Genomic DNA, 6,695 nt, shown 5'->3' with positions numbered 1-6,695 from the left:
TTATTGTGTAAAATCTTCAAGGATTCTTGTTAATACTCTTGAATGCTCATATTTCCTCGATTATCCACCTTTATATATCATAAGAATCGCTGGAATGGAGTAAATTTCCGGAAACTAGGACAACTAGATTATTCTATCACAATAGGGGGCTACTTCATACGATTTATTTTAAATTCAGTGTGAAACCTCACCACCCTTCAACTCGGCGTAGAGACGTTCAGTTTCAGTGGCATCCTTATTGTTGTAGAGCACATATACATCTGGCAATTTAATCACAATATACGGCGGAGAATTTTTCACAAGATAGACCTTACTTTTTCCAAACCCGTCAAACTTAAAGTTTCCAATGGCTACTGTATCCGTCGCAACACCATTTGTTCTTCGGCCTCTTGGTAAGCTGTCCACCAGCGTCAGTTCTTGCACATCCTTCATGGCAAAGCTGTAATTGTACATCGGATATTCAATCGAGATCCTTCCATTTGTATCTGTAGTTAAAGTAGGTGTTGAGAAATCAGTCTGAACGCCGATCCAACCCGTCCCGATCAACAGCAATGCAACGAATACAAAGAGGCCGTAATATATACTCTTACCCGTTTTTGTCCCAATATTAATCGTAGTACCAATCCCAAGACGCTTCGGAACCATTACAGAGCGATCATTGGGGTTATTATACGTTGTACCATTGATCCAATATTCATCATCATCCGTGTAAAGTATCTCATGATCACCTTTTAGCAGCGCAGCTTCAAGTTGTTTCAATTTATTATGTACATAAAAAATACCTGTCACCGGAATAACGGAGAATAAGAAGATCCCCAAACTCCATACGCTTTGTTTACACGATCTCATTACGAAGCTGTACTTAGATTGGCGTACCACTTTTAAAATCAAGCGTAATAATCATGTTATCCTTCCATTCAAAAAAAGTATTGTTTGTATTAGTATCACTAATACAAACAATACTTAATGTCAAAATACCCCTATTTTAATTCGAATGGATTTGAACAGCATAAGCTTCGGCATCCCATTCTACCTTAGCGCCTAACATCTCACTCACCAGTCTTAAAGGTACATATACACTATCATTAATAAAGACTGGCTTTTGATCTGTGGCTATTACTTTTCCATTCACTGTCGTTTGTCCATTAACTGAATTTAAGATCAGCGTAGTAGATGTAGATTCCTTTACGGCAATAACTGATCTCGATGGAACGTCCCAACGTACATCCACTCCCATTTGCTGAAATATTCCTCTTAAAGGAACGTAAGTAGAATTGTTGAGCAGTAAAGGAGGCATGGTCAGATCCATTTCACTATTGTTCAACAGGACTTGTATCGATTTCTTCACTGGCTGAGGCGTGTCAATCATAAAATCTCTAACCCCCAACCCAGTCTGTCCAAATTCATTCGTTCCCCATGCAAGAACATGACCGTCTTTTAAGAGCACATAATGATTTCTGTTCCCGCTGGTAATCGAAACTGCATTTTGAATACCCCTAATCTGTTTAACATTTATCTTATTTTTATCGCCAACTGTCCACTGCCATACGGTCCCATCAGCTTTCACCGCTGAGCCCGTTGTCATCGACACGACATCTGTGAGTCCTGGAATCTGAATCGGCTGTAAAGTTTCACCCTGGTCTGTGTAATTATTCCATAACCAAACAGTACCATCCCATCTCAAAGCTGCTCCACTCCACCCATCCGTATCAACAGCTCTATACTCCCCGCCGCCTTTAAGTAGGGTAGGCTTTAGAACCGCATCCTTTTTAATGCCTCTAGTTTTAGATGAGCCCCATACCCACACCTCTCCGCCGTTCCCAAGTGCCACTGAATTATTCGATCCTGCAGCTATAGCTAAAATGGAGGGTAGCCCTTTCACCTGCACCGGTGTTAGCCCGTTTTTCCCCGAATTATCACCGAGTTCTCCTTGCTCATTGCCTCCCCACGCCCATACCGTTCCGTCTTTTCGAAGCGCTAAGCTATGTGTGTCTCCTGCTGAAACAGAAATCACATCCGTTAGCCCCTTCACTTGAACCGGCTCTACAAGGACTGTCGAGGACTGCGCTCCAGTGCCAAGTTGTCCATGTTCGTTCCCCCCTACTGCCCACACTGTTCCATCGTCTTTCAACATCAAGGTATGACGGTAGCCACCTGAAACTTGCTTTACATGATCGATACGCATTTTGACGGGAGTATACGCTGGTGTGGTTGCCCCATTACCAATAGAGCCGTATCCACCACCCCAAGCCCAGGCTGTTCCATCTGCAGTGATGGCATAAGCACTTCTGTCACCAGCGTCCAGCCCTGTAATGCCAGACAATAACTTCTTTTCATCCGGGAAACTCACTACACTGTCCGCCTTAACTATTAATGGAGAGACTGCAGCCAGGATAATTGCTGCCCCGACAACTACACTACCTATTCGTCTTATCTGAATTTTAAAGCTTGAAATTTGTCTTCCCACTTATAATCACTCCTTTGGCATTAGAGGAGTCAAACAATTGGTCAGCACCAACTGGACCTCCGCTGTATTCACTCTCCTTATATAGACTGTGGAATATTATGTAAAGTTGCGAGAAACTGTAATTTTTTAAATCAATTTATACGCATTTTATCTGTAGTTTAGGATTGAAGCTGAATTCTCCTCGTTATGTGGCTTAAATCGCTTGTTGCTGCCCTCTAGGTCTCTCGTCCGTCTTTTGACACACGAAAACTTCAAGAGCATAATAGGCATCGGCATATTGCAACGGATTCCCACAACATACAGGGTTATGCAAGGTTTTAGTGTGTTTTGCACCAGAGAGGATGATAACGAGTGAAAAAAGATTTTCAGATCAAAAACAAACCCTTTCTAATTTTTAGCTTCATCCTGCTCTTAAAATGCGCAGTGGCTTGGTTCGTGGTATTTAGTGACGGTCCTAATTGGAGCATGCTGCTCACAGAGATCCCGTTCTTCTTTATCGTCTTTGGACTCATTGAGTGGATGGCTTCCAAACGGAAGTTTCTGTATTACATGATTGCGAACTTATTAATTTCAGTGATTTATTTTGCCGTCCTGATGTATTACAAGTATTACGGCGTAATTGCTACTTACCATGCTTTGCAACAGGCAGATAAGGTAACCAAGGTCGGAGAAAGCACATACTCCTTGCTTGATCCTTACTATTTGTTCATTTTTGTGGATATTGTAGTCTTCATGTTCTTTATGTTCCGTCCCAAATATATTGCGATCTGGAAAGAAAGAGGCATGAACCGGCGTATGAACCGAACCGCCTTGCTTGGAATCATCAGTGTTTCACTTGCGATCTGTGTCTTTAATATTTGGCCGAATCATGCCAGTATGAACGAGAACAAAAAGGCAGAGAGTATGGGGATTCTCAATTACGAGGTATATACCATTTTTGCCGACACCACAGAAAAGAAAGAAATGATCGACAGCAAAGAAATTACGCAGCAGTCTGTGGACGCTACAAAGGGGATTACGGAGCCAGTCTCTCCAAAGTATTGGGCAGCGGCTCAAGGTAAAAATCTCATTGTAGTGCAAATGGAATCTTTTCAGAATTTCCTGCTTGGCTTAAACATTGACGGACAGGAAGTAACTCCCAATCTAAATAAACTTATTTCAAGCGAACATTATTTCAATAACTTCTATACAAATGCGGGGCAAGGAACAACATCGGATGCTGAGTTTGTTGTGAACACCTCGCTATATGTTCCTCATCACGAAGTAGCCACTTCGTCCAACTATATGACTAAGGAACTTCCAAGTCTGCCTAAGCTGATGAAAGCTAATGGATATAACACGGCCACCTTTCACACCAATAGCGTAGAATTCTGGAATCGCAAAACCTTATATAAGGTGCTAGGCTTTGATAAATTCTACGATCAGTCCTTCTATGGAGATGATGATCATATCGCATTTGGATCTTCCGATGAGGTACTGTTTGCCAAGACGGTTCCTGAATTAATCAAAATGGATGCTAAAGACGATCCTTTTTACGCGATGGTCATCTCTATGAGTGCTCATCACCCTTATAAAATGCCAGAATCTAAATTTAAAATGACGCTGCCTAAACGGTACGAAGGGACCTTGGTCGGCGACTATATTTTAGCCCAAAATTATGCGGATTACGCCATGGGACAATTCCTAGACCAACTGAAGTCCAGCGGGTTATGGGAAGATAGCGTGATTGTCTTCTACGGAGATCATCAAGGTGTATCCCTGTATTCCCTTGACGGCAATGAGAAATCATTAATGGAGGAAATGGTCGGACACGAGTATGGATATACCGATATGTTCAACGTTCCTTTCATTGTTCATGCCCCAGGCTTAGACCAACCTAATGTGTATACCCAAACTGGCGGTCAGATTGACATCTTACCAACTGTAGCTAATCTGTTAGGGATTTCTATGAAGGACCAGCTCCACTTCGGAGAAGATCTCATGAATCAACAGACCAATCTGCTACCTGTTAGACACTTTCTTCCTACTGGTTCTTTTATTAATGACACAAGCTTATACTTGACTGGTGTCGATTACGATGATGGAAATAACTATAATCTAATCGACGGATCTGAAACTGAGGGCGGTTCGACACAAGCGCAGTTTGATGCCGTTCAGCGGCTCTTGAATATGTCTAATAGTTATATTCTGCAACGGCCTGATTTACCTTCTTCGGATGATGGCGAACCGAGCAAATAATTGATATTTAATAAAAAGAATGCCCCTCAGCCATTGGCCGAGGGGCATTCTTGCGTTTATTAAAATAATTAAACCGTTGTTGCAGGCACACTCTCACGAATTGCCTCTTGCTCTACAGGTGCGTTAACCAGCATATACACACGAGATTCGTAAGGACGTAATGCCACTGTCTCGATCTTCTCGGCAGGGTCAACTTCATAGTTATTCAACAGCAACTCACTGGAGTCAAATTCCAAATCAAACGGAAGGTCGAACAGCGCTTCCTCTGGAGTCAGGTTTGACATGACCAGCAATTTCTCATTGCCAAGTGTACGAGTATAAGCGTAGATTCGTTCATCTTCAGGCAGGATCAAATCATAGGTTCCATAAACGGTAATAGGATTAGCGGCCCGAAGTGCGATTAGCTTTTTATAATGATGATAGATGGAATCAGGGTCCTGCTTCGCACGCTCCACATTGATCTCCATGAAATTAGGATTGACCTTCATCCAAGGCTTGCCGCTACTGAAACCAGCGTTCTCAGAGACATCCCATTGCATTGGCGTTCTAGAATTGTCGCGGCCGTTCTTCCAGATAACCTCCATGACTTCTTCATGTGATTTTCCGGCTTCTGTCTCTAAACGATACAGGTTCTTCATCGCCACATCATCATAATCATCCATGGAATCAAATCGTACATTAGTCATCCCAATTTCTTGACCTTGATAAATAAACGGTGTTCCTTGCATTAGGAAATACATCGTAGCCAGCGATTTGGCCGATGCCTTCCAATACTCACCATCATTTCCCCAAGTGGAAACTGAACGCGGTTGGTCGTGATTCTCGATAAATAATGCATTCCAGCCTCTACCCTCAAGACCTTTTTGCCAACGGGAAAGTGCTGATTTCAGCTGAAGAACATCCAAGCCACCCGTAACGCTCTTATTCCAAAGGGCTAAATGCTCGAATTGAAAAATCATATTGAATTTGCCATGCTCCTCGCCTACCCACATTTCCGCTTGATCGACACTAACACCACTCGCTTCACCAACGGTCATAATGTCATAACGATCAAATGTTTCCTCTTTCAGCTCCTGTAGAAAATCGTGAATTCCTTCCCGATTCATATGACCCGCGCCGGACGAAACGAACGGTAGATTATCGGGATTTGGCAGATCAGTAAGACCTGGGATTTTCTTAATATGTGAAATAGCATCCACTCGGAAGCCGTCGATCCCTTTATCTAGCCACCAATTGACCATACCGTATAATTCCTGACGTACTTCAGGATTCTCCCAGTTGAGGTCAGGCTGTCTTTTGGAGAATACATGCATGAAATATTGCTCTGTAGCATGGTCAAACTCCCAGATCGAACCGCTAAAGATACTCTCCCAGTTATTCGGTTCCTTTCTGTCCTTAGGATCTCTCCAAATATAATAATCACGTTTAGCATTGTCCTTGCTTGAACGCGCTTCAACAAACCAAGGGTGTTCGTCTGAAGTATGGTTAATGACAAGATCCAGAATCAGCTTCATGCCCCGTGCATGAACCTCGCTTAATAGCTGATCGAAATCAGCCATACTGCCGAACTCCGCCATAATATCCTGGTAATCTGAAATATCATATCCATTATCATCGTTCGGGGATTTATAAATAGGACAAATCCAAATGACATTGATGCCAAGGTCCTGTAAATAGTCAAGTTTTGAGATGACTCCTTGCAGATCTCCAACACCATCGCCATTGCTGTCCATAAAGCTCCGTGGGTAAATTTGATACGCTGTGGCTTCTTTCCACCATGTTCTGTTCAATGTATGCAGCTCCTTCGTATTCATATACCCTCTCAGGAAAATATTTTCCTATTCAATTCACGAATTAGTGATTTTCATAATAAAACTTAAGATTATCGACTAAAAAACCATCTATTCAGGGTTTATTCAAGGAAATTATTTTCCTATGCGATCATTATAGGATCTTTTATTTTCCTGGTCAATAACAATCTTTTGGATTC

At 42.3% G+C, this 6,695-nt stretch carries 4 protein-coding genes; 1 reads left to right on the top strand and 3 read right to left on the bottom strand.

Going from position 1 to position 6,695, the window contains the following annotated elements; genetic code table 11:
* Window positions 1-174: 174 nt before the first annotated feature.
* Entirely contained in the window at window positions 175-819 is a 645-nt protein-coding gene (locus ACWNM1_RS22140) for a DUF5808 domain-containing protein (protein WP_449602680.1), read from the bottom strand.
* Between the two features lie 166 nt (window positions 820-985).
* Window positions 986-2,467: a stalk domain-containing protein gene (locus ACWNM1_RS22135; RefSeq protein ID WP_449602679.1), complete on the bottom strand. Its 1,482-nt coding sequence runs from the start codon at window positions 2,465-2,467 to the stop codon at window positions 986-988.
* Window positions 2,468-2,818: 351 nt separating this feature from the next.
* Between ACWNM1_RS22135 and ACWNM1_RS22130 the strand changes: the two genes are divergently transcribed.
* Entirely contained in the window at window positions 2,819-4,705 is a 1,887-nt protein-coding gene (locus ACWNM1_RS22130) for an LTA synthase family protein (protein WP_449602678.1), read from the top strand.
* 68 nt (window positions 4,706-4,773) lie between these two features.
* On the opposite strand, the gene ACWNM1_RS22125 is transcribed toward ACWNM1_RS22130, so the two are convergent.
* Window positions 4,774-6,495, bottom strand: coding sequence for a glycoside hydrolase family 13 protein (locus ACWNM1_RS22125; RefSeq protein ID WP_449602677.1), 1,722 nt, complete (start codon window positions 6,493-6,495; stop codon window positions 4,774-4,776).
* Window positions 6,496-6,695 lie beyond the last annotated feature (200 nt).

It is taken from the genome of Paenibacillus sp. Marseille-Q9583, assembly GCF_976954365.1.
The sequence above is the reverse complement of the archived record's forward strand: the minus strand, read 5'-3'. Positions and strand labels throughout refer to the sequence as shown.